23 protein-coding genes are annotated in these 21,935 nt (G+C 46.0%); 7 read left to right on the top strand and 16 right to left on the bottom strand.

Features of this window, described 5'->3' with window-relative positions; genetic code table 11:
* Positions 1-141: 141 nt before the first annotated feature.
* The 3 genes from trxA to MHI21_RS20520 form a co-directional block, all read right to left on the bottom strand.
* Entirely contained in the window at positions 142-459 is a 318-nt protein-coding gene (gene trxA / locus MHI21_RS20510; protein ID WP_010347861.1) for a thioredoxin, read from the bottom strand.
* 125 nt (positions 460-584) lie between these two features.
* On the bottom strand, positions 585-1,532 hold the full coding sequence (gene dnaI, locus MHI21_RS20515) for a primosomal protein DnaI (protein WP_342418822.1): 948 nt from the start codon (positions 1,530-1,532) through the stop codon (positions 585-587).
* 53 nt (positions 1,533-1,585) lie between these two features.
* Positions 1,586-3,103 carry a DnaD domain protein gene (locus MHI21_RS20520; protein ID WP_061830115.1) on the bottom strand — a complete coding sequence of 506 codons (1,518 nt, stop codon included), beginning with the start codon at positions 3,101-3,103 and terminating at the stop codon, positions 1,586-1,588.
* A 345-nt stretch (positions 3,104-3,448) separates the two neighbouring features.
* On the opposite strand from MHI21_RS20520, the gene hemQ reads away from it, so the two are divergent.
* The gene (hemQ, locus tag MHI21_RS20525) at positions 3,449-4,228 is read left to right on the top strand and encodes a hydrogen peroxide-dependent heme synthase (RefSeq protein ID WP_209949709.1); all 780 of its coding nucleotides are present in this window, start codon (positions 3,449-3,451) and stop codon (positions 4,226-4,228) included.
* 185 nt (positions 4,229-4,413) lie between these two features.
* Here hemQ and MHI21_RS20530 read toward each other — a convergent pair whose 3' ends face one another.
* The 4 genes from MHI21_RS20530 to MHI21_RS20545 form a co-directional block, all read right to left on the bottom strand.
* A complete protein-coding gene (locus MHI21_RS20530; protein WP_342418823.1) occupies positions 4,414-5,580 on the bottom strand; it encodes an ABC transporter permease in 1,167 nt (388 codons plus the stop codon).
* Positions 5,577-6,914 carry a biotin/lipoyl-binding protein gene (locus tag MHI21_RS20535; protein ID WP_342418824.1) on the bottom strand — a complete coding sequence of 446 codons (1,338 nt, stop codon included), beginning with the start codon at positions 6,912-6,914 and terminating at the stop codon, positions 5,577-5,579. The genes MHI21_RS20530 and MHI21_RS20535 overlap by 4 nt, the downstream gene beginning before the upstream one ends.
* A 113-nt stretch (positions 6,915-7,027) precedes the next feature.
* On the bottom strand, positions 7,028-7,534 hold the full coding sequence (locus MHI21_RS20540; RefSeq protein ID WP_341163186.1) for a MarR family transcriptional regulator: 507 nt from the start codon (positions 7,532-7,534) through the stop codon (positions 7,028-7,030).
* Positions 7,535-7,670: 136 nt separating this feature from the next.
* Entirely contained in the window at positions 7,671-8,861 is a 1,191-nt protein-coding gene (locus MHI21_RS20545) for an NAD(P)/FAD-dependent oxidoreductase (protein WP_264454565.1), read from the bottom strand.
* 231 nt (positions 8,862-9,092) lie between these two features.
* Here MHI21_RS20545 and MHI21_RS20550 point away from each other — a divergent pair, with 231 nt between their 5' ends.
* The gene (locus MHI21_RS20550) at positions 9,093-10,097 is read left to right on the top strand and encodes an NAD(P)/FAD-dependent oxidoreductase (RefSeq protein WP_023990157.1); all 1,005 of its coding nucleotides are present in this window, start codon (positions 9,093-9,095) and stop codon (positions 10,095-10,097) included.
* 162 nt (positions 10,098-10,259) lie between these two features.
* On the opposite strand, the gene sda is transcribed toward MHI21_RS20550, so the two are convergent.
* Entirely contained in the window at positions 10,260-10,403 is a 144-nt protein-coding gene (gene sda, locus MHI21_RS20555; RefSeq protein ID WP_007431918.1) for a sporulation histidine kinase inhibitor Sda, read from the bottom strand.
* A gap of 281 nt (positions 10,404-10,684) precedes the next feature.
* On the bottom strand, positions 10,685-11,341 hold the full coding sequence (locus MHI21_RS20560; protein WP_235308433.1) for a YheC/YheD family protein: 657 nt from the start codon (positions 11,339-11,341) through the stop codon (positions 10,685-10,687).
* A 217-nt stretch (positions 11,342-11,558) separates the two neighbouring features.
* Between MHI21_RS20560 and MHI21_RS20565 the strand changes: the two genes are divergently transcribed.
* Positions 11,559-13,094: a Ppx/GppA phosphatase family protein gene (locus MHI21_RS20565; protein ID WP_342418825.1), complete on the top strand. Its 1,536-nt coding sequence runs from the start codon at positions 11,559-11,561 to the stop codon at positions 13,092-13,094.
* Here the strand turns inward: MHI21_RS20565 and ppk1 are convergent.
* On the bottom strand, positions 13,054-15,162 hold the full coding sequence (gene ppk1 / locus MHI21_RS20570) for a polyphosphate kinase 1 (protein ID WP_165179088.1): 2,109 nt from the start codon (positions 15,160-15,162) through the stop codon (positions 13,054-13,056). The genes MHI21_RS20565 and ppk1 overlap by 41 nt on opposite strands.
* A 307-nt stretch (positions 15,163-15,469) precedes the next feature.
* On the opposite strand from ppk1, the gene MHI21_RS20575 reads away from it, so the two are divergent.
* The 3 genes from MHI21_RS20575 to MHI21_RS20585 all read left to right on the top strand — a co-directional run bounded on the left by MHI21_RS20575 (position 15,470) and on the right by MHI21_RS20585 (position 17,436).
* Positions 15,470-15,715 (top strand): hypothetical protein, encoded by a 246-nt coding sequence (locus tag MHI21_RS20575; protein ID WP_007431922.1) that lies wholly within the window; start codon positions 15,470-15,472, stop codon positions 15,713-15,715.
* Positions 15,716-15,915: 200 nt separating this feature from the next.
* Positions 15,916-16,578: a futalosine hydrolase gene (locus tag MHI21_RS20580; RefSeq protein WP_342420230.1), complete on the top strand. Its 663-nt coding sequence runs from the start codon at positions 15,916-15,918 to the stop codon at positions 16,576-16,578.
* Positions 16,579-17,436 (top strand): 1,4-dihydroxy-6-naphthoate synthase, encoded by an 858-nt coding sequence (locus MHI21_RS20585; protein WP_342418826.1) that lies wholly within the window; start codon positions 16,579-16,581, stop codon positions 17,434-17,436. It abuts the gene before it with no gap.
* A 157-nt stretch (positions 17,437-17,593) separates the two neighbouring features.
* On the opposite strand, the gene MHI21_RS20590 is transcribed toward MHI21_RS20585, so the two are convergent.
* From MHI21_RS20590 to MHI21_RS20615, 6 genes are all read right to left on the bottom strand, one after another.
* Positions 17,594-17,914, bottom strand: coding sequence for a hypothetical protein (locus MHI21_RS20590; RefSeq protein ID WP_014277849.1), 321 nt, complete (start codon positions 17,912-17,914; stop codon positions 17,594-17,596).
* A 313-nt stretch (positions 17,915-18,227) separates the two neighbouring features.
* Positions 18,228-18,518 (bottom strand): hypothetical protein, encoded by a 291-nt coding sequence (locus MHI21_RS20595; protein ID WP_165179085.1) that lies wholly within the window; start codon positions 18,516-18,518, stop codon positions 18,228-18,230.
* Positions 18,519-18,536: 18 nt separating this feature from the next.
* Entirely contained in the window at positions 18,537-18,863 is a 327-nt protein-coding gene (locus MHI21_RS20600; protein WP_342418827.1) for a hypothetical protein, read from the bottom strand.
* A gap of 30 nt (positions 18,864-18,893) precedes the next feature.
* Entirely contained in the window at positions 18,894-19,238 is a 345-nt protein-coding gene (locus tag MHI21_RS20605) for a YkvA family protein (protein WP_013311822.1), read from the bottom strand.
* 9 nt (positions 19,239-19,247) lie between these two features.
* Positions 19,248-19,862, bottom strand: a complete 615-nt coding sequence (locus MHI21_RS20610) for a hypothetical protein (protein ID WP_342418828.1) — start codon at positions 19,860-19,862, stop codon at positions 19,248-19,250.
* Between the two features lie 84 nt (positions 19,863-19,946).
* Positions 19,947-20,876, bottom strand: a complete 930-nt coding sequence (locus tag MHI21_RS20615; protein WP_013311824.1) for a DMT family transporter — start codon at positions 20,874-20,876, stop codon at positions 19,947-19,949.
* 148 nt (positions 20,877-21,024) lie between these two features.
* Here MHI21_RS20615 and MHI21_RS20620 point away from each other — a divergent pair, with 148 nt between their 5' ends.
* A complete protein-coding gene (locus tag MHI21_RS20620) occupies positions 21,025-21,903 on the top strand; it encodes a LysR family transcriptional regulator (RefSeq protein WP_254326712.1) in 879 nt (292 codons plus the stop codon).
* The last annotated feature ends 32 nt before the right edge of the window (positions 21,904-21,935 follow it).

Here is a 21,935-nt window from a genome sequence, read left to right on the forward strand (position 1 = left end):
ATTCTTAATGATTACTCAACTAACTATTTATAATATATAGGAATAGTACACAAAAACGCCCCCGGTATTTACAACCGGAGGCATTGACCTTTCATGGCCGCTCCACCAAGCCCCCGCGGGAGCATGGGTCACATGCGATGATTATTGGTGTTTAGTAAGCATGCTTTTCAGTGCTTCTTTGGAGTTCAGACCTACCACTTTATCGACAGGCTGTCCGTCTTTGAAGACGATCAGGGTAGGAATACTCATCACGCCGAAACGGGAAGCAGACTCTGGATTTTCATCCACGTTCACCTTCGCGATTTTGACGCTGTCGCCAACTTCTGTGGACAGATCCTCCAGAATAGGAGCGATCATTTTGCAAGGACCGCACCATGGCGCCCAAAAATCAACCAAAACGGTTCCTGTGCCTTCGACTTCTGCGTTGAAGGATTGATCGGACACGTTAACAATTGCCATTGTATGTTCCTCCTTTATAGAAAAGTCAAGATTATTATAACCTGTAATGTCTGTTTCGACACCTTTTAATTATATCACAATAGTCTTTTAATTGTAAGATATCAAAATAGCAGACGGAAAACCGCTTACCCCCGCTGATTTTTTCCCTTTACGGTAATGACATCTACAAAAGGACGAATCCGGTCCATCAAGCGTTGTCCCTTATATATTTCCTCTCCGTCCTTGCTCGTAAAGCTGAGATGCTTCTCCAGCCCCTGCAATGAGTAATTGGAAGTATAAAAGGTCGGTTTGCGATTCATTCGGTAATTCAGTATGGAACCCATCACATGGTCCCGTACCCACGGGCTTAAATTTTCAGCACCAATATCGTCAAATACGAGCAGATCACAATTTTTGAGCATTTCGGTCGTTTCCTTCAGCTTCTGCCCGTCCTGAATCATGGACTTTAAGTCCTCCACAAAATCAGGCATATACACGATCACACCGTTCAGACCCGACAGGGCCAGCTCGTGCAATAGATAGCCCATCAAAAAAGTTTTACCCGTACCAAATGTACCTTCCAGATACAGTCCTTTTTTGGATAGACCCTGACTTTTCGTTTCTTCAATGTAACGGAATAGCTGTGTGACGGCAGGCATACGTTGTGAATCTTTGCGCGCAATTTCAAGAGCGTTATATCCCTCCAGAAGGGCGCGTTCATCCACATAAAAGCTTTTAATTCGCTGACGCACCCGTTGTTCATGTTGGGAAGCAACCAACTTCGCACATGGGGTCCGAATGTCCACGATTTCGGCTGTTCCATTCGGATATTCCACGCCCAGCTTACAAAAGTGGCCCTGAAAATCGTTAGGACACTGTTCCAGCCCCGGACAATTGTCGCAATTTCGACGATCCCGGGCATACTGAAAGAGCATGCTCATGTTGAGTCGCAATTGTGTTTCGTCCACATCAGGATGCGCAGCACAAAACTCCTGCACGAGCGGATCATTTAGAACTTGATCGGCTACATTGCGAGTGCGCTGGCGAAACGAAGGGTTCTGCATCTGCTGTAGCAAATCGCCCAGTGATTCCAAGAACGCTCCTCCTTTCTTAAAATGTGCAGAGTTATGGACACCTTAAAATCTATCTACACCTTTTTCTGTTTTCCGGATTGCATTCGTTCAGCCAGACGCAGCAATTCATCCAATTCTTCCTCAGATACAGACTCCTCGGAAGGGTGATCCTGAACGATTGGAATGGATGGCTTGGCAGGCCCATTATTTTTGGCATATGCGCGGGATCGGCCGCCGGAAGGAGAAGCAGAGGACTGTTTTCCTTTTACCTTGGCTTGATCCCTTATATATTGAACGGCTTTCTCGTAAGTGTTTACCTGCTTAAGCAGCATGTTGGAAGCAACGGCCTCGACAAAGTTGCGGTTAATCCGCTGATCGCTCCCAGATACGAGCAGTGACATCAAATAATGGATCAGCACGTTGATGACTTCACCGGGCAGCTTATAGCTGATATCAATTTTCTCGAATATATCCAGCAGGTTACCGGGAACCGTGCCGGGGAAAAAGGTTTGCAGCAAGCGACGATAAGGCTCGTTGCGCAACATCATATTATACTGGTGAATGTCACATTTGGCTGTGAATTGTGGTGGAACCTCCACATAAAATTCCATTTCCACAGCCTGTTCTGCAGGCGGCTCTTCAGATGTGGAAGTTTCCCTCTGGCGCAAGGCGACTACTTTGGCGGCCTGTACCTGCTGTTCCTCCTGACGCTTCCGATCCTGTCTGGAGTGCTGACTAGCCCGAAGCTGAAGCTCGTCAAGCAACAAATCGCCTGCTTCGGTAAAAATACCATCCTCATCCAGCAAGCGACTAATATCCTGTACAGAAAGGTCAAATTTGCGAACAACGTAATTGACCATGCCTAACTGCTCGTGCTCAAACCGAAGACGTTCCACGTGCTTACGATTGGCAGATTCACGCGGAAAACGGAGAATAATATCTGCATAATTCAATGCTTCCTCCGATTCTGACGCTAGTGCTCCAGTCTGACGGCTAGTGGACACCTCGGACAGCGCCTGCTCCAGTTCATAATCTATAACATGGGTATTCAGTTCAAATAACTCGTAGAAAGGAATCGAAATATTCTCTTTATTATAGGAAGATTGCGACCATTCGCTAGATTCTCTGCTCCACAATGATTCTCTCAGAGAAAGCACTGCAAACTTACCGATTTTGTCTCTCAACAAAAGGGTGAGATGCTGCGTTCTGAAAAATTCAGCAGGTGCGAGCGGCGGCTGCATCTCATATTCATACATATAGTCGTCCGTTTCGGGTGCATACAGCCTGGACGTCTGTAACAGACCGACGGCCTCCAGTTTGGAGGTCTGTTCAATCAAATACTTGCGTCCCTTTTCACTCGGCTCCAGTCCCAGTGTCAGAAAAAGGCGACGCTGCTGTTCCAACGGCGAATAACCAATTTGTCCAACTGGCACATGCTGGAACAACAGTCGATACAGACTGACCGCAAATGCGCCTACCATCGGCTGATAGACGCTTCCCAGCATCAATTCATCCAGTGCGCTCAAGCCAAATTCCCGATAAACGCAATAGCGGTGGTTCTCAGTATAGTGCAGCAGGTTTTTCATCCGCATTCCAACATTCTTCCTTTCCTGACATAACGGTCTCCAAGATGTTTTTCTATTCTATCATACTTGCCTTCTGGTGGGGCCAACAAAATAAGGGCAATTGTTCTCCTTTTTGGCAGCCATATTCGTCTGAGTTCTACTTTTTTCGAGAATACTAACTATTTTATGACTTTGTGACCTGCATCATGGTAAAAATAAAATTCTTCACACTTCTTTCATTGGTGAAAAGCTTTACTTTGAGCTACAATATAATGGTTAAGCATCACGTATTGGATACAGGAAAGATATAAGGAAGTACACATAGTTCGGCTAAGCCGATTATCATTTACAGATCGTAAAGGAGTGTAGATCGTGAGTCAACATCAACCACAACAAACCCCAGCAACACCTAACGAAGTAGCCTCCACACTGGAAGGCTGGTATGCGCTTCACGATTTCCGGTCCATCAACTGGACAGCATGGAAAACCGCAGATGATGAGGAACGTGCTGGAGCACTGGATGAGCTTCAAGAGTTTATGAAGGAATGGAGCACTACCGAGGAAGCGGGTCTGGGCAGCTCAGCTGTCTATACTATAGTCGGACAAAAGGCTGATTTTGTCATGATGCACCTGCGCGAAACGCTGGAAGACCTCAATAAACTGGAAAATGACTTTAACAAAACAACCTTCGCCAAATATACAACCAAAACCTACTCTTATGTGAGTGTGGTGGAACTAAGTAATTATTTGAGCAAGGATGAAGATCCTATGCAAAATCCACAAATTGTCGCACGCTTGAAGCCTGTATTAAACAAGGCCCGTTATATTTGTTTCTATCCAATGAACAAAAAACGTGATCTGGATGACAACTGGTACATGCTTTCGATGGACGAGCGTCGCACCTTGATGCGTAGCCACGGTTTAATTGGACGCAGCTATGCTGGCAAAGTAAAGCAAATCATTTCCGGTTCCGTCGGCTTTGACGATTGGGAATGGGGTGTAACACTGTTCTCCGATGACGCACTTCAGTTCAAGAAGCTAATCTACGAAATGCGTTTTGATGAAGTCAGTGCCCGTTACGGTGAATTCGGCTCCTTCTATGTCGGCAGTGTGTTGAATGAAGAGACATTTGAAGACATGTTGAAGCTGTAAAGCACAACCGTCAGTACCATTCGCAGCATACAATTAAGGATTCCGCGAACTCCCACTTTCGGGACGACGGAATCCTTTTTTATAAGACCTAAAACTATAATAGAAGAGAAAAGGCCCCTCACGGGTGCCTGATTAAATCGTATTCTTTATGAATGCCAGTCATAGCCAAGGAATGATATCTCCGATTATTGCAGCACAGGCTCGACCCCTACGGATGTATCCTCACTTTTCGCCAGCTTTCTTTTCTCCAAAGCGATCAGGATAAAGATCAGAAGCAGCAAACCACTTAGTAAGACCAAAAAGCCTCCCAACTCGGGAATAAAATATTTTAAGCTCCCACCTTTGAAGCCCATACCTCTCAAAAACTTGAAATGCCAGGTCAATGGAAGAATATTACTAATATATTGCAGCGATGTAGGCAGCATAGCTACTGGCAATTGAGCGCCACTCAGTAAAAACGAAGGCAGTATAATTAGCATGAGGCGTGGGGAAGCTTTTCCCGGATTCGCCGCACTCCACCCTAAAGCCATCGCAAACAAACTCAACGTAATCGTGTACAGGAGAAATGGAATACTGAGCTGCCATACATTCGCTTCAAACCGAAGTCCGCCAATCTGCTTGAGCAAACCAATGGACAAGTAAAAGGACACACATCCTACTAACGCATACGGCAACACCCTAAGAATCAAGCTATACGAATGCTGAAGCTCCTCTTTTAATCTTCCTTGCTCCCGCAATCGCGGGACAATGGTCAGTACAGTAGCACCAATCAGTGAAATCATGACCGTATTAATGAACCCCATAACCGAGGTCATTAAAGTAGCATTGGTAGGATTATATAATAGGCGCTGCTGAAGCAGCATATTGGAAGTAAGCCCTGTAATCTGGCTGTCACTCATTCCCATCCCCTTTAATCCACCACCAGCCAGCACCGCATTTTCTGTCGCCATGATCTCTGTGACTGCCGAGCGTAGATTTCCAGTAGCCTGACCTACCGTATTATCTACATAAAAACCGATGTTGCTCTGAACTCCTTTAATCCTATTTTCCTCCAACCCAGCTGGAAGGTAAATCACCGCAAAAAACTTTTCATTATATAAAAGTAAATTCGGATCGGCTTCATTCTCTTGCACATGGCGTACATCAATATACTGCGATGCATCTAATTTATTAATAAGCTGTCGGCTATAACTGCTATGATCTAAATCGACTACAGCTACAGAGGCATCGTTAAGCTGATTATTTTTAAAAACAAATCCAAAGGCTACAGCTACTACGATAGGAACGAGCAGCATAACAAAAACCATCTTACCGCTGATCAACAGCTTCCATTCTTCTATAAACGCCTTCATTTCGTCACAACCTCTACCGTCATTCCAGGTAATAATTCAGATGTGCGCTGAACATCCACCCGTACTTGGAAGGAGCTTATATCCGACAGACCTTTGTCCCGACTCATTCTCATGTTGGTATACTGAGGAGCAGAAGTAATGTACCTCACCTTGCCTTGGACATCTTTATCTAAAGCTACAACGTGCGAAGTCACATTTCCCCCAGCTTTAAACTGTGATATGGAATCCTCGCCCACATAAATATCGTAGTATAGCTGATTGGTTTCAATAACGGCGCCCGTTGCCCCCGTAGAAACGATCTCTCCCATTTTAGGTACAATACGCGACACCTTACCATCTGTGGATGCCTTCAGCACCATACGTCCTCGCTGCAATTCCAAAGTTTTGAGTTGAACACTCAATGCCTGCTTTTGTTGAGCCAGAAGATCCACATTGTATTCGCTATTCTTAACATCTTTTCGTGTTTGCGAGGTTTGAGTCAAGGCTTCCTTGGCCTTTTCTGTTTTGATACGAGCCTGCTGGCGTTCCTCAGCAGTTGCACCCGCCTCCATTTTATCCAAAGCGGTTTGCTGCTGAGCGATCCCATTTTTAGCAATGTCCGATTGTTTGCTAGCCGCTGTAATCTGGTTATTGGCAATTTCAACCTGATCCTTAGCTGTATCTAACGCGATTTGGGCATTATCCAGTTGGTTTTTAGCGTTATCCAGTTCTGCTTTGGTTCCAGCTCCGGCATCATATAACGCTTTGATACGGTTGTAATTCACTTTAGCCAAGTCCAGAGCCTGTTGTCTGGATGATACTGTTTTTTGTGCAATTTCCGCATTTCTTTTGGCTGTCTCTACTCCTGTCAGAGCTGCGTCCAACGATTGCTGTGCTGCTTCAATAGCCAGCTTTTGTCTTACAATATCCTCCGCACGTGTGCCTTGGTTTAATAAGGACTCTCCCGCTTGCGCGGCTTGAATGTCCAATTGCCCCTGTTTTTCTGAATTCGAAATTTTCTCCGACTGATTTTGCAACCCGTCTTTAGCCTGTTTTATTTTCACATCAGCCTGTGCGATATCCGTTTTTAATTTCTCAATTTGCAAATCAAGGTCTACAGGATCGAGGGTCATGAGCACATCCCCTTTTTTCACCTGTTGTTCTTCCTTCACCTCAATCGTGTTTACTCTTCCCCCTACGCCCTGAAAAGCAACATTCACGGTATCTGCCGTAAGCAGTGTATTTTTTTGTTGGGCTGCCATACTCACAGCATCCTTGCCGCTCATTGCCATTAGCGTACCCCCGGTACCTAACGCGACAACAAGTAAAACGTACACGATGATCTTTTTGTTCATTACAATAAACTCTCCTTCATGATGATTTAGCCAATGATAGTTAAAAATAATAGTCAAAAACAAATAAGGAGCCTTATAGTACGACGTCTAACTATTTAAGCCGGGAAATTTGATTATTCCTGTTTTATCCGTTCAACACCTGAGGAAAGCTTCTGTAAGAGTGTTGCAAAAAGATCATGATCCTCCTGCGTAAATTCATTCATCAAATCCGAAAAAAGCTGAATGAACAGTGGAATTCTTTCCGTCATTAACTGTTTTCCTTCATCAGTCAAAGAAATCGCGGTCATACGTCGATCCGACAACGTACTTCTTCGGATGATCCCGTCCCGTTCCAGCTTGTCAATTACGCTGGTTACTGTTGAACGTGTAACTCCGGAATACTCAGCCAACTCGGACGGAGTTAATGAACGGTCATACAAATACAAAGGCATTAGAATTTTAAGATTTCCAATAGATACCCCATACTCAGACAGTCTGGAAGACACCCCATTGTACACCTCGTGAGCTGTCTGCACGAAAAGTACTAACGTATTCAACGATCGGGAATCCACATTTGGAAACTTTTCAGTCAATAAATTTATTTTCCTGGGATCAGCATTGATGTTAAAATCAGAATTCAACGTGAAGGTCCCCCTCTATAATTTGTAACCATACTATACGTCGCCATATAGTTATAAGTCAATACCTTTTTTTGATTACTTCTACTTAAAAAAGGTCTCCAAGCTCCTGTATTGGAGTCGTGGAAACCTTTCTGCCTTAGAAAAACCGTCCCTTTTTCAGCACTAGCGGAATCCCGCCAATGATGAACAGATAGCGGAGATCGACAATTTTTTTCAACTGTGCTGCGATCCAGCCTTTTATTTTGCGTTTGCCCACCACGGCGACGGCTTCGCCTTTTCCAAGCGAAGCAACCGTCCCTTTGTTGGAAAATACGAACTTGTGCAGCTCCTTTTTGCGAAGAGTAGCGGCCAGATTCTTGGCACAAAGGACCCCTTGCTGCATCGCAATTTGGGCAGTCGGTGGATAAGGACGTCCTTCGGGATTAAACATCAGGGAGCTGTCCCCGATAATAAAAATATCATCGTGGCCCGGTGCACGCAGAAAATCGTCAATTTTCACCCTTCCGCGCATCACTTCGAATCCGGCTTTCTCAATTAATCCGTTCCCACGAATCCCTCCCGTCCAGACCACCGTGCAGGCTTCGATTTTCTCACCCTCACCAACGATTACACCATCCTGCAAGCATTCCTTAATCGGAATTCCAATGCGGAAGGTAACTCCTTTACGCTTAAGGACATCCATCGCATACTCCACCAGTTCAGGATCGAACCCTGGCAGTGCCGTAGGAGCTGCCTCGACGTTAATGATTTGAATCCGGTTGAAATCGATGTCGTACGCTCTAGCGAGCTGTGGCAAACGATCCGCCAACTCCGCTACAAACTCAATGCCGCTGAAACCAGCGCCCCCAACTACAAAATTGAGGCGACCTGGCTTACCGTCATTTTTATACAAGGCCAGCTGGTATTCAATATGCTCACGAATCAGGCGAACCGAGTTAATACTGCGAATCGTCAGCGCGAACTTATCCATCCCCGGAATACCGAATGTTTCGGGCTCCCCGCCTAGTCCGATGACCAAATAATCGTAGGACAGCGAGCCATCCTCCAGCACGATTTTTTTCTCCTTTGGTATGATTTCCTTAACCGTTCCTTTGACTAAATCCACCTTGAACTCATCGATTAGCTGCGCAATTGGAATCCTTGAATGTTCAATCGTATCTGTACCTGCCGCAGGCATATGAAGATGTGTCGTAATATAGTGGTAATCATGACGGTTGATCAGCGTGACATCCGCCTCATTGTGCTTGAGCTCCTTTTGCAATTGCTGTGCCGTCAATATACCGCCATATCCGGCGCCCACAATGACAATTTTGGGAATACTGCTCATGCTTCTACCCCTTCCGATATACATAATTATTCAAAGCTGTTCTCTCAAAACGGTTAATTGATACTCACAGAAAAGTCTTCATCAAATATTAATCGCTTTAACTTTGCAAGCGGAACCCAGCAGTTTATAATGATAAACAGTGAATCATGCGTTCGGCGGCTATCTGAACCTCTATGCGGCTGATTCAATATCTACAAATCCCATACTATCCCTTTCGGAGGTGTTTTTAGAGTGACAGCTCAATCCACAGGTGCGGAGATCCGCGATCTGATTATTATCGGAGGCGGTCCAGCCGGTATTTTCGCCGCTTTTTACGGAGGAATGCGTCAGGCATCCGTCACCTTAATTGAAAGTATGCCCCAACTGGGCGGCCAGCTTGCAGCCCTTTATCCTGAAAAATATATTTATGACGTTGCTGGCTTTCCTAAAGTGACTGCACAAGAACTGGTTAACAATTTGGTTCAACAAATGAACCACTTTAATCCAGAGGTGCAGCTAGAAGAGAAAGTCGTATCGTTAGAGAAAAAGGAAGAACGCCACTTCATCGTAAAAACAGACAAAGGTGGCGAGTATCATGGTAAAGCGGTTATTATTACCGCTGGCGTTGGTGCTTTCGAGCCGCGCAGACTGGAGCTTCCAGGTGCCGAGCGTTTTGAAAAAACGAACCTGCATTACTTTGTCAGCGACCTGAGCAAATTTGCAGGCCGAAAAGTGCTAATCAGCGGTGGTGGTGACTCTGCTGTAGACTGGGCACTTATGCTGGAACCGATTGCAGAACAGGTTACATTGATTCACCGCCGTGACAAATTCCGTGCGCATGAACACAGTGTCGAAAACCTCCTCGCTTCCAAAGTAAACGTTATTACACCAACGGAAATTACAGAATTGCATGGAGAAGACACGATTACCAAAGTCACTCTTGCTCATGTAAAAACCAAAGAAACACAGGAAATTGAAGTGGACGATGTGATCGTTAACTTTGGATTTGTATCCACACTTGGCCCGATTGCTGAATGGGGAATTGAAATCGAAAGTAACTCTATCGTGGTCGACTCTCGCCAGGAAACCAATATTCCCGGCATTTTCGCCGCAGGGGACATTACGACCTATCCAGGCAAGCTTAAGCTGATTGCGGTCGGCTTTGGTGAAGCTCCTACGGCAGTCAACAACGCCAAGGTCTATGTAGATCCAGATGCCAAGTTGTCTCCCGGCCACAGCAGTAACATGAAATTGTAGTGTCTAGTTTAGACTATGACAAAAAAGGGTATTTTACTCCAAATTTGAATCTTTGGAGTGAAATACCCTTTTTTACGGTGTGCCTATTCGTTGCAGTGATTGTCTGTAAAGTCATTCGAACCCTGAATGACTTTACAGTCGCAGTACGAGAGCTTGTCCGGTCTAATGAAGGACTACGGCTGTATTCATCTCTAGATTTCTTTTGTGAATCTCAGCCAGCAACAGTGCAATGAAGTCACATTCAAGTTTAAGCTCGATTGCCATCTGATAGGAATCCAAAAGCATTTCATCCGTCAGCATAGCCATCCTCGACACAACCTTTCCTTTTATTTCAAAATCTATTCTATCAAAATACCAAAATCGGAACAAGCGTTCTGTTATCCACAGTCAATTGTGGAAATCCTGTGTATAAATTGTTGGTAAGTGTCGTTAACCCATATATGTGACAGGGGATAATGTGGACAATATTTATACACAGAATTTTGACGCTCGAACACAAAAAAAATATTTTTATTATTTATACAAATATATTATATTTAGCGTCTTGTTAATAGATTAAATTGGAATTTTATTGAAGAAAACAGAAGTTATTGAGGTCTTGTATTAACCTCTAAAATCCATACCCGTCCATTCTGATCAAGCCCGTAATCAAATCCCAGTTGTCCGATCCCGGGAAATCTCCTTTCCAGTACAGGAATACAGCGTTGTGTAAGTTCAATGATCTCTCGCCGCTTTTGAATAGCAAGCCGCCGGGGATATATCATCCGAAGTGCCTCTGTTCCCTTCAGCAAAGTGCCCCCCTTGCACAGATTCGTAATGACCAGCCCAGGCCGAGCATGACGTGCAACCACCGCACGAAAATCCCATCTCTGCCCTTCCTTCACAACTTTGACTCGATAGTCGACAGGTCTACCTTGAATACTTGCCAGTTGGATGCCTTGTTGAATGAGATATGGACGTTGGATTCGGAGCTTATGGATTCCGATTACAAGCGCTCTAAAATGACTGAACCGGTGCGTGTGCTCCATACGCGTACAGGTGTATCCCCTACGCTCCTTTGCCACACGCATGACTCCGACTCCTCCGCCTCCTTTCACTGGTTTTATAAATACAAAAGCATGCCGCCGCAGCATCATGCGCAATTGTTCTTCACTATATAGACAGGTTTCCGGTATATAAACGGCGGTATGTGGATGGTGGAGCAGCGCCTTCGTCTTTAGCCATTTGCTTGCAAGTTGTCTCATCTAACCCTCTCCTTTCGCCGTCAGTTATACTTATACATACTCAACAGGAATGTTCTATTCTTGGATGATTGTCCGCGGCATGTGCCTATTTCGACAAGATCATGGCGAACGGTAGCATGCACTGAATATCACTGGTACAATGACAATAATCTACTACCATTTGCACGGAGCAGCGGAAATTACCGGCAAATCGTTTTTTCAACAAGGAGGTCAACTCATGAATAGCAAAATTGGCATCATGGACATTGGCTCAAACTCCATACGTCTGGTGATCTATGAAATGACAGAGACAGGAGCCTATCGAATTGTGCAGGAATGCAAAGAAGCTGCCCGACTGAGCGAAAAGGTTGGGGCCAACGGCCGTATGGAACGGGAGGCGATTCGAAGCATCGCTCCATTGTTGCGCCAATTTATGGCGGTATGTCATATGCACGGGGTTGTCCGTATGCGTGCAGCAGCAACAGCAGCCATCCGCAATGCCACGAATTCGGACGAAATCGTCCAATGGATCGCGGAGGAGACAAATTTAACACTGGAAATACTGAGCGGAGAGCAAGAAGGCTATGCCGGTTTTCTGGGCGTAGTGAACACTATGAATGTGAGTGACGGAATCATCATTGACATCGGGGGTGGCAGTACCGAAATTACGCTGTTCCGCGATCGAGAGCGGCTGCATACGGTGTCATTTCCCTTTGGCGCCGTCAATATGAACTGGCGCTTTGGACGTGAGGTCAAGAATGGCGAATGGTCTCCTCAGCAGATTGAGGAAATGGAGAGCTTTGTCCGTTCTTCACTGCAAAATCATGATTGGATCTTCTCCAATCCGGATCTGCCATTCATCGGGCTGGGCGGAACCCTGCGTACTTTGGCTAAAATCAATCAGAAGCGGCAGGATTACTCACTTCCTGTGACGCACCATTACGAAATGACGATAGAAGATGTCGATTACTTCTATGGCAGTCTGCCCCATCTTCCCTATGAAAAACGCAAAAAAACAGCCGGCCTGTCCAAGGACAGAGCCGACATCATTGTACCGGGTCTTATTATATTGAAAACGATATTTGAAGCTGCTCAAGGCTCCGCGTATTTGGTCAGTGGAGCGGGGCTGCGAGACGGCCTATTTCATGAGCTGGTCAACGCGGAACAGCCCGTGGTAGCTAATCCGCTTATCACATCCATTCGCAATATCCTTTCGTTTGCTGTCCCGGTTAGCGAAGCGCATGTCAAGCGGGTTAACGAGTACGCCGTCCGTCTTTATGACACATTAGCTAACGGAACCTCAGCTGCTATGGACAAGCGCTTGTTACTGACCGCAGCAACTCTTTACAAAACGGGGGCTGCCTTGAATTACTATCATTTCCGCCAGAATTCCGTATTCTGGATTTTACATGCAGGCATTGGCGGTTTATCCCATAGGGAAACAGTACTAGCCGCGTTGATCGCGGATTACCATCCCAAGAACCGGACTCCCCGTTTGCTACGCACACATGCCGATATTTTGGAGCCTTCCGACGAGGAACGTGTACATCGGCTCGGCTCGCTGCTCCAGCTCGCGATTGGCATGGATCGGAGTGAGTCGGGAATGATTACCAGCATCAATCCCACTACAGGGGATGACGCACTGCATCTTCGTCTGGAAAGCAAGAGTGAACCCATATTAGAACAACGGGAGCTAGAATCGGTTGCCAAGGATTTTCAAAAGGCGTGGAACCTTACATTGTCGTGGTCCATTCTACCTTCTTCCAATTTCTAACCTTCATCGCTTCAGATTGGCTCCTGATAGGAGCCTCTTTGTCGTTTCTGGATACAAATTGATAGCTGCCATTAGGCAAAAGCTGGCGCGCCTTCACATTATCCCTTAACGATAAATGCAGAATATCTGCCAGCATTTCTTTGATCCCGTCATCATAAATCGGGCACATCAGTTCAATTCGGCGGGTCAAATTGCGCGTCATCCAATCTGCACTGGACAGAAATAACTCGGACTTGCCTCCATTTTCAAAATAAAACAATCTGGAATGCTCCAGGAAGCGGTCTACAATACTGATGACACGTATGTTCTCGCTGAATCCTTCCACACCGGGACGCAAACAACAAACCCCTCTAATGATAAGATCAATCTTCACACCTGCCTGGGAAGCTGCATATAGTTCATCGATCATCTCTTGATTGGATAAGGAGTTGATCTTGGCAATAATCCGGGCGGGCTTACCTGCCAATGCTTGCTCAGCTTCCCTACGGATGAGTTCAAACAGCTTGTTCTTCATTCCCGTTGGAGCCACCGTAAAAGCTTGCAAAGTCTTGAGCGCAGAGAATCCCGTGATTTCATTAAACAGTTCGGAGGCATCCTCGCCAAGTACCGGATCTGACGTAAACAATCCGATATCCGTATACACGCGCGCCGTGCTTTCATTATAATTGCCTGTGCCTACGTGCACATATCGTTTGAGTGCGTTGCGCTCATGACGTATGACAAGAATGATTTTGGCGTGCGTCTTCAAGCCAACCAACCCATACACTACATGACAGCCTGCTTTTTCAAGCTTACGCGCCCAGGCAATATTACGTTCCTCGTCAAAACGGGCTTTTAGCTCCACCACCACCGTTACCTGCTTGCCCGATTCGGCCGCACGTGCCAATGCCGGAATCAACTTCGATTCCCCGTTGACACGGTACAGGGTCATTTTGATTGCCATCACATCCGGGTCTTCTGATGCCTCAATGATAAAATCAGTTACCGCATCGAATGATTCATATGGATGGTACACGAGCACGTCCCGTTTGCGAAGTACGTTGAAAATATCCTCTTGTGGGGGCAGTTCTTCCGGATACAGTGGTTTGATTGCCGGAAATTTCAAATGCGAATACCCCTCCAAATGATCGGCAAAAGACGACAAAAATGTCAGATCCAACGGCCCGTCCATCTCAAACACATGATCGAACAGCTTGAATTCGCGTTGAAGCTCCATCAAGGCATAGGGATGAATCCCTTTTTCTACTTCCAGTCTAACCGGCGCCCCCCGGCGTCTTCGACGCAGCTCTTTTTCAATCTCTTCGAGCAAATCTTCGATCTCTTCTTCATTAATGGATAAATCGGAGTTACGCGTAACACGAAAGGCATGAACCGCCTCCGGAACATATCCGGTGAACAGCGTTTGGATGTGATGCTTGATTAGTTCCTCAATTAAAATAAATGATTTCTTCTTGCTGTTCGACCGCAAAGGCACCGTAACAACACGTGGAATATTCGAAGGCACCTGCACAATGGCAAAAAGCGGTTTATCCTCCTCCGTATCCCCGGGACGTCTCAAGACGACCGCTAAATATACGTATTTATTGTGAACGAGTGGAAAAGGACGGCTCTGATCGACCGCCATCGGCGTGAGTACCGGAAATATAATTTCATGAAAATATGCATCCAGCGACTTTCGCTGTGTTGTATTTAAGTCTTCATATTCGAGCAGTAAAAGACCTTTTTTCGTCAAGAGGCGAGAAATATCACGATAGGTCCGGTATTGTTCCGATACCATCGAGGCGGTACGCTTGATCAGCCGTTTGTACAAACCGGAGGGGGTATATCCCGTAAAATCCTTTTGCATAAAACCCGCCTTGATCTTCTCGCGCGTCTCTGCAACACGAACAGCCATAAACTCATCCAAATTGCTAGATACAATCGCCAAAAATTTGGCTCTCTCCAGCAACGGTGTATCTGCATCCTGAGCTTCCTGAAGCACACGGCGATTAAATTCAATCCAGCTTAAATCTCGGTTAAAGTAACGTTCTGACCCGGCTTTATCCTTATTCTGACTCTCTATCAACATATGGCCTCCATCAATTCATGCAGTATAGTTACCCTTTATTGTACTATTAGATGAAACGCGCTAGCATCACAGCAGTGTAAACGCAATGTAAAATGTGTGTAAACACAAACTGGATGTTTGAAAAGGTCATTCGGATGCTTTACAAAAATAGCATTAAGCGGTACAGTGTTTACGTCTGTTTCATAGAGTAGATTGACGAACCGTTCCTTTTTCAGTTGTTTATGTTCATTATGATGTGTAGTAATCACTTAGTAGCCACGTTCAATTGCTGATTTTCAAATGGCATGATATAGGGAGGATTTACGTTATGGAACCCAAGAAAACGCCACGCGTACTGCAAAAAAACATCGAATTTTTCACCGCGGCGCTATCTCAACACCTCGTTTCGGTCTGGCAAGAGGACCCTACAGGTGTATACTGTGAGATTGGCTGTGGATATATCGAGTTATTCAGTAGCGAGATGATTCGGGTGCGCAATCAAGATGGAACCCCAAGCCATTATGACCGCAATATCACCATGTTTCAGTTAATCACGAAGGATCAGCCGATATAATTATTATATGCTATGCCTGCGCTGTTCTTCCAGATTAGAATTGTTTTATATTACAATTACCGATTTTGATATCTGCTGAATCTTGCAGATTTTCCAAAAAGCGCCTCAGAGCGCTTTTTTTGTCGACTTTTTTTGAACATCGTTTCGAAAAGCAGTATGATAAGGGAGCATATTACCTAAATTTAAAGGGGAATCAACCGATGGAGCATACGACATCAGATGGGCGCATCCTGGTTATGACCGCGGTTGAAGCCGAACGGGAAGCTGTACTGCGGGGCCTGAAAGGCGATACCCGTTTTGTGGTCGAGCTGGCTGGCGTGGGCGCACCGTCCGCAGCGGCTTCAACCGCTTTAGCATTGGCGGCAACTGGTGACTACCGTCTGGTCATCAGCGCCGGAATCGGTGGCGGCTTCGTCGAGGTCGCTGCACTGGAGAGCGTCGTTGTTGCTGACGCGATCATTGCCGCCGACCTGGGAGCAGAAACGGCAGAGGGCTTCAGCAGCGTGGACGAGCTGGGTTTCGGCTCAAGCCGAATTGCCGTGAACGTTGCCACCGCGCAGCGGTTCGTTCAGGCGTTGCGTGCCGCTGGACAGACGGCTGTTGCGGGGCCGATCCTGACCGTTTCCACAGCCACCGGTACGGCGGCAACAGCGGAACGGCTGGCCAAACGCGTTCCCGGAGCTGCTGCCGAAGCGATGGAAGGCTACGGCGTAGCCGTGGCGGCAAATAGACTGGAACTGCCGACGATGGAAATCCGTACGATTTCCAATGCTGTCGGTCCACGTGACCGTGCAGCCTGGCGGATCAAAGAGGCTTTGCAAGCGTTGGAAGCCGCATTTTCTACATTAACGGAGGTTATATAGATGCAAATTGCTTTTTCACCTTGTCCCAACGACACTTTTGTCTTCCATGCCCTGGCGCATGGATTGATTCCGGGCGCACCCGCGTTGGACATTACATTTGCCGATATCGATATCACCAACAATCTGGCGATCACACCAGACGGACTCGATATCATGAAAATTTCGTATGCTGCACTCCCTTGGGTGCTGGATGAATATGCCCTGCTGCCTTGCGGAGGCGCATTGGGCCGGGGGTGTGGCCCGCTCGTGCTGACCAAGGAAGGTTCAACGATCGAAGGCCCCGAAGCCCTGTCTGGCAAGCGTGTAGCCGTTCCAAGTGAACGTTCCACCGCCTATCTGCTGTTCCGCCTGTGGGCGGCCAAGCATGTGCCGGGAGGTGTCGGCGAGATCGTCGTGATGCCGTTCGACCAAATCATGCCTGCTGTCCGTGACGGGCAGATGGATGCCGGGCTGGTCATTCATGAAGCACGGTTCACGTATCCGTCCTACGGACTTAGTAAGCAAGTTGATCTGGGGAACTGGTGGGAAGAAGATACAGGGCTGCCGATCCCGCTCGGAGCCATTATTGCCCGCCGTACGCTGGATTTGGATGCGATCACAAACTGGATACGTGCCTCTGTCGAATACGCTTGGAAGCATCCAGAAGCTTCGCGTGAATATGTATTGTCTCATGCGCAGGAGCTTTCACCCGATGTCGCCCAATCGCATATCGACCTATATGTTAACGATTTTACCGCCAATCTGGGCGACAGCGGATATGCCGCCATCGAAGCTTTGCTCGGTCGCGCAGCGCAGGAAGGGCTGGTACCTTCGTTTGATTTAGCCCAACTGCGCCCTACTTCCACAACAACACGTTAAAAGGAACAGACATGCCATGCATGTTTTCCTGCTGAATAGATTAGTTTAAACATATAAAACCTCCCGAACGAGCACATGGCCTAGCCATGCGCCCCATTCGGGAGGTTTTATCATTTCATATGGCGAATCCACATTCGGACTCGCTTGATCCTTATTCTTAGTTCTGTTCCTGCTCCACAACCTCGGTCTTAAATACGTTATCCAATTTGGTACCCAATCTTTTGACCAGTGGTACCTTGATATCCCGGCTCAGCTCCTTGAAAAAAGCGTCCATGTCACAATTAATCTTATCCAACACGACCTTTACGGTGCCCTCTGCCAAGATCTGCTCATTCAGATCCTCCGGTACGGTAACCGAGATATCATACTTCTTGCTTAACGTTTTAATGTAGCGGGTAAAGATTTCGATAAGCTCCTCATTGTTGAACTTCTCAACTGCAACTTGCCCTTTGTTGGTAAATTTCAAATTCACTCTCACGTTAGCATTTCCCCTTTTCCTTTTGACCATTTATTTTGGATAAACGTTGAACCTTTCAGAGGCTCTTCAAAGAAAGGGCCTTACCGGTCGTTTTAGACTCTTGTCCTTTGATATACTAAGTATAACACATTAAGGCCGTTTTCATTTCCCAACTTGTCGTTTTATGATAAAAAATGATACAATTTGCGCATTTTCAGCATAAATTCTTTCTTTTCATGCCAATCATTAGAAATAGTTTATACACAAATACACAAAAAAACGCCTATCTCGCAAAAGAAAGACGTTTCCGTATAGATGCTTAAGTGGTATGCATTTACAGAGGTTTCGTACATTCCCAACCGTGTGAACGATACTCACGCACAGCGTCTCGTATATCCTCAATATCATCAGAATGCAGCAAAACGGCAGGTAGAATTGCCCAATACTCATTCTCCGCTAGATCAATAAATACGTCCTCGACATCGTAATATTGCATATCGCCAAATGCCATATCCCTGATTTTCTGTCCAACCAAAGGTGTAAACTGGGAATCAAATGTTTTCATTACCTTCGTATATTCCTTCACGCCCGTTGCCGAGATCTGCTGTGAAATAATGACGCTCAATGATGTTACCTCCCTGACCTAATAATGCTCATTATACCCTTCTCTCAGACCTTCTACAAAACCTTGCGCAAAAAAAATCATAAAAATCAATAGTCCAATGCCAATAGCTACGGAGCTGATTACGATAATGAAGATACCCTGCGTGTTTCTTTGTTCCATCTTTTTAGTCAAAATTCCGAAAACAAGACCTATGATCCCTAACAAGCCTCCAAAGACAAAAAAACTAAATATGAACCCCAAACCTGCAAAAATCCAGCCAAAGAAAGCGAGCAACCATCCTTGCTGCTGCGGCTCACTCTGCTTCATCTGCCAGCGTTCCCTCGCTGTAGGTGTATATCTGTCCATTCCTTAGCTCCCCCGCTCCACTTGCATTCCTTAAGACAAAAATTCGCTCGCCTTCTCCCGATGGACAGGCTTGATATGCATGTCCAACACTTTCAAAGCTGCTAGCACAACCCCCGCATCATCTGTAAAACCCAACATCGGAATAACATCTGATATAGCATCTAATGGAGAAATAAAATACGCTAAGGCTCCGAATGCTACCCCTTTGGCATAAAGAGGCGTTTCAGGATCTATCGCACAATAGTACATAGCCACCGCATCCTTCACAAAGGGAACTTTTCCAGCCGTGGACTTCACCTTGTTGAAAAATCCCTTTTTCACCTGTTCTTCCTGTTTTGGATCATACTTGGCTTTGGTTACGTCAAAATCCTTCATAGGTTCCTCCTATTGCTGACCGGTGAGTTTGAAAGTGCCACCTTCCCGCTTACCAAGCGGATAATTTTGAACCGTCATTTCCACTTTCGTGTTCTTATCCCATACCGGAAGCTTGTCAGATGTACCGTACCCTTTCATAGCTATGTTTATGACTTCCTCCGCCTTCTTCGTCAATGCAGCAGAGGACATATTATATTTACCATAACCTTGATAAGCACCGCCAAAACTGAGATTAGGTTGATTGTTCACATTCAGTAGCACACCCTTCAACGTGCCATCTTCTGTTACATCAAAAGTCACTTTTTCCAATACAAAATCATCGGTGACGACAGATGTCTGCTCTAACATATGCGTTATGGCTGACAGGTTTGCTGTTAATCTAACTCGTTCCAGTAGCGCCGCTGTATCGTTTTGTTGCTTCGTTAATACTTGTGTTGTCTTATTTAGTGAAGCGTTCGCACTAGTTAAAGTATTTACCTTCGTATTCAGATTATAATTCCATACCCCCAAGGCTATACATCCTAGTACGGCTACTCCTGAAATGACTGTTGCTACAACTGCGAGCTTACGAACAGAATGTGGTTGCGGCTCCACAGACTGAGTATGACTGCTTAATTCTCCCATACCAAACTCCCTCTCTACTTATATAGTCATATTTTACTATCCCCCTCTCTGATAATCTAGTATATTTTTCCTAATTGCATATTACTATGCATTTGTACAGGAATTCGTTTCATCAGCCTTTGAGCTTCGGTTCTTTCGTTTTCCGGGAGATGCTGTATTTACCAGATACACACTGCCTGCAATCAGCACCAGCCCCACAACAAACGTCAAAGTAAGTGATTCCTTGAGCATTACCATACTAAAGACCGTCGACAACACCGGTATCATAAACGTATAGGAGCCGACGGTTCCCGCATCTCCGTTGTCGATTAGTTTAAAATAAATCATCCAGCCCATCGCAATCACGAATATCGAAATAAACAATAAAATTGCGATAAAGGATGTCGTCCAGTGAATATCGCTCCATTTCTCAGTCGTAAATCCAATGCCATTGAGTATAATCCCTCCCAAAACGAGCTGCATCGTCACCGCCCAAATGGAATCCAACTGTTGGCTTTTTTTCTTCATATAAATTGTTCCGAGCGCCCAGCACAGTCCTGAAGCTAGCCCCAACACAATGCCCAGTACCGACAAATGCCCTGCCATTCCACCAGAGCTAATCACAATCACCCCGCCAAAACCCAGCACCAGTCCAATGACCTTCAGGGGAAACATACGCTCCCCCAACCACATCCAGGAGAATAATCCCAACAGGATCGGCTGAAGGAATACTAAAGTGGAAAATAACCCAGCAGGCAAATAACGCAACCCTACCGTCTGCAAGCCATAGTAGCCTGCAATATTAAATATGGCCAGCACCAGATAAGTCCACGCATTCTGTCTAAAGCGCAAGGTTTCCCGGTGACGCATAGCGAACAATAGCAGAATCACACCACCCAGTAGGGTACGGATTCCTGAAAAAAATATCGGCGGTGTATCTGGCAAGGCCAGCTTGGTCAAAGGCCAGTTGATCCCCCATACCATCACTAATATCAAGACAAGCCACAGCGTAGCTTTAGGTGTTAATTTTTTCATAGATGTCTTCTCTCCCTTAAATTTTCATCGCTCATTGCTTACGACTAAAATCTGAATAGCCGTTTGCAAAGTTTTGCTTTACTAGCGTATACTGTGGTCACTAATAAATAAAATGAATGTTTTCAATGAGGGAGATAACTTTTCACTTATGACCATTACTCAAATTATGATCTTCGTTCGCGTAGCTGAAACGCTAAACTTCACCCAAACTGCCCATGAGCTGCATATGACGCAGCCCGCGGTCAGCCATGCCATCGCCAGCATTGAAAACGAGCTGGATGTCCAGCTATTGCTGCGCGACCGAAAAAAAGGAGTGCTGCTGACAGATATCGGGCACAAGGTACTGCTGCAATTCCGTATGATGCTGCAAAGCATGGAAAAGGTACAGCAGCAGGTAGCTGCTGAAAAAGGGCTGGACGTGGGCACGATCACGATCGGTGCCTTTCCTTCTGCCTCAGCCTATTTTCTACCCCCGATTATTCATCATATTCGTCAGCATTATCCGAACCTTGTTTTCGATCTACATGAAGGCTCCACGAATGAAGTCAAGGAGTGGGTGCATACCAGAGAAATCGAGGCGGGTATCATCCTGTTGCCAGACCCTCAGGTAGATGTCATCCCATTATGTCAGGATGACATGGTTATTCTCCTGCCAGACGGTCACCCTCTACAATCGCACAACAAAATCGCCATTCGAGACTTGAATGAGCAGGATATGATCTTTTGTAAAGGTGGACATGAGGTCGCCATTATGGAAGGTTTTGAACGCGAGCAAAGTCAGTTGCAGGCACAGTTCATTACTCATAATATCAGCACCTTGGTCAGCATGGTTCGACAGGGACTAGGTATGGGTATTGTCTCTTCACTCGCCTTGTCCACGTTCCCCCATGATCTGACCGTCAAGGAGACTTCACCTCTGATCACACGCCAAATCGGTATCGCTGTACCATCCCTGCATAATGCTTCACTTGCTGTACAGTTATTTGTGCGGACCGCGCAGGAGCTATTTACGGATTCGAAGCAGTAGAAGCATCGGTAACGAGATTTTGGCAGGTGTAT

This window comes from Paenibacillus sp. FSL H8-0168, from assembly GCF_038592955.1.
GTDB classification, from domain to species: domain Bacteria; phylum Bacillota; class Bacilli; order Paenibacillales; family Paenibacillaceae; genus Paenibacillus; species Paenibacillus polymyxa_B.

Excerpts from the sequence above, each read along its gene's own strand:
- MHI21_RS20620 (WP_254326712.1), top strand. The coding sequence starts at position 21,025 with ATGACCATTACTCAAATTATGATCTTCGTTCGCGTAGCTGAAACGCTA.
- MHI21_RS20610 (WP_342418828.1), bottom strand. The coding sequence starts at position 19,862 with ATGGGAGAATTAAGCAGTCATACTCAGTCTGTGGAGCCGCAACCACAT.
- MHI21_RS20535 (WP_342418824.1), bottom strand. The coding sequence starts at position 6,914 with ATGAACAAAAAGATCATCGTGTACGTTTTACTTGTTGTCGCGTTAGGT.
- ppk1 (WP_165179088.1), bottom strand. The coding sequence starts at position 15,162 with ATGTTGATAGAGAGTCAGAATAAGGATAAAGCCGGGTCAGAACGTTAC.
- MHI21_RS20605 (WP_013311822.1), bottom strand. The coding sequence starts at position 19,238 with ATGAAGGATTTTGACGTAACCAAAGCCAAGTATGATCCAAAACAGGAA.
- MHI21_RS20580 (WP_342420230.1), top strand. The coding sequence starts at position 15,916 with ATGGAGCATACGACATCAGATGGGCGCATCCTGGTTATGACCGCGGTT.
- MHI21_RS20575 (WP_007431922.1), top strand. The coding sequence starts at position 15,470 with ATGGAACCCAAGAAAACGCCACGCGTACTGCAAAAAAACATCGAATTT.
- MHI21_RS20530 (WP_342418823.1), bottom strand. The coding sequence starts at position 5,580 with ATGAAGGCGTTTATAGAAGAATGGAAGCTGTTGATCAGCGGTAAGATG.
- trxA (WP_010347861.1), bottom strand. The coding sequence starts at position 459 with ATGGCAATTGTTAACGTGTCCGATCAATCCTTCAACGCAGAAGTCGAA.
- MHI21_RS20585 (WP_342418826.1), top strand. The coding sequence starts at position 16,579 with ATGCAAATTGCTTTTTCACCTTGTCCCAACGACACTTTTGTCTTCCAT.
- MHI21_RS20560 (WP_235308433.1), bottom strand. The coding sequence starts at position 11,341 with ATGAGACAACTTGCAAGCAAATGGCTAAAGACGAAGGCGCTGCTCCAC.
- MHI21_RS20565 (WP_342418825.1), top strand. The coding sequence starts at position 11,559 with ATGAATAGCAAAATTGGCATCATGGACATTGGCTCAAACTCCATACGT.
- MHI21_RS20615 (WP_013311824.1), bottom strand. The coding sequence starts at position 20,876 with ATGAAAAAATTAACACCTAAAGCTACGCTGTGGCTTGTCTTGATATTA.
- sda (WP_007431918.1), bottom strand. The coding sequence starts at position 10,403 with ATGGCTATGCTGACGGATGAAATGCTTTTGGATTCCTATCAGATGGCA.
- MHI21_RS20545 (WP_264454565.1), bottom strand. The coding sequence starts at position 8,861 with ATGAGCAGTATTCCCAAAATTGTCATTGTGGGCGCCGGATATGGCGGT.
- MHI21_RS20600 (WP_342418827.1), bottom strand. The coding sequence starts at position 18,863 with ATGGACAGATATACACCTACAGCGAGGGAACGCTGGCAGATGAAGCAG.
- MHI21_RS20520 (WP_061830115.1), bottom strand. The coding sequence starts at position 3,103 with ATGCGGATGAAAAACCTGCTGCACTATACTGAGAACCACCGCTATTGC.